Consider the following 1,115-nt stretch of genomic DNA (forward strand, 5'->3'; position numbering starts at 1 on the left):
CGCTGGACCTGGTTCGTGCCCTCGTAGATCTGCGTGATCTTGGCGTCGCGCATCATGCGCTCGACCGGGTAGTCGCGGGTGTAGCCGTAGCCGCCGAGGAGCTGGACGGCGTCCGTGGTGACCTCCATGGCGACGTCCGAGGCGAAGCACTTGGCGGCGGCGCCCTGGAAGGTGAGGTCGGAATCGCCCCGCTCGGACTTGGCGGCGGCCGCGTAGGTGAGGTTGCGGGCGGCCTCGATCTTCATGGCCATGTCGGCGAGCATGAACTGGATGCCCTGGAAGTCGGCGATCGGCTTGCCGAACTGCTTGCGCTCCTTGACGTAGCCCTTGGCGTAGTCGAGGGCACCCTGGGCGATGCCGAGGGCCTGGGCCGCGATGGTGATGCGGGTGTGGTCCAGGGTCTTCATCGCCGTGGCGAAGCCGGTGCCCTCGGCGCCGATCATGCGGTCGGCGGGGATCCGGACGTTGTCCAGGTAGACCTCGCGGGTCGGGGAGCCCTTGATGCCGAGCTTCTTCTCCGGGGCGCCGAAGGAGACCCCGGGGTCCGACTTCTCGACGACGAACGCCGAGATGCCCTTGCTGCGCTTGTCGGGGTCGGTGACGGCCATCACCGTGTAGAAGTCGGACACGCCCGCGTTGGTGATCCAGCGCTTGACGCCGTTGAGGACGTACGTGTCGCCCTCGCGGACCGCCTTGGTCTTCATGCCGGCCGCGTCGGAGCCCGCGTCCGGCTCGGACAGGCAGTACGAGAACATCGCGTTGCCCTTGGCGAGCGGGGCCAGGTACCTCTTCTTCAGGTCCTCGGAGCCGGAGAGCATCACCGGCAGCGAGCCCAGCTTGTTCACGGCCGGGATGAGGGAGGAGGAGGCGCAGACACGGGCCACCTCCTCGATCACGACGACCGTCGCGAGGGCGTCCGCGCCCGCGCCGCCGTACTCCTCGGGCACGTGCACGGCGTGCAGGTCGTTGGCGACCAGCGCCTCCAGGGCCTCCTGGGGGAAGCGGGCCTCCTCGTCCACCGCGGCGGCGTACGGCGCGATCTTCGCCTCGGCCAGCGAACGGACGGCGTCACGGAGCATGTCGTGCTCCTCGGACGGGCGGTACAGGTCGAAGTC

The 1,115-nt window shown here is 69.1% G+C and carries 1 protein-coding gene; it reads right to left on the minus strand.

The window, feature by feature from the left end:
• Positions 1-1,115 (minus strand): acyl-CoA dehydrogenase (locus tag ACIQMV_RS39380; protein ID WP_402597925.1); only part of this gene is annotated, 1,115 nt, incomplete at both ends.

The sequence above is a fragment of the Streptomyces sp. NPDC091412 genome, from assembly GCF_044756885.1.
Classification (GTDB): Bacteria; Actinomycetota; Actinomycetes; order Streptomycetales; family Streptomycetaceae; genus Streptomyces.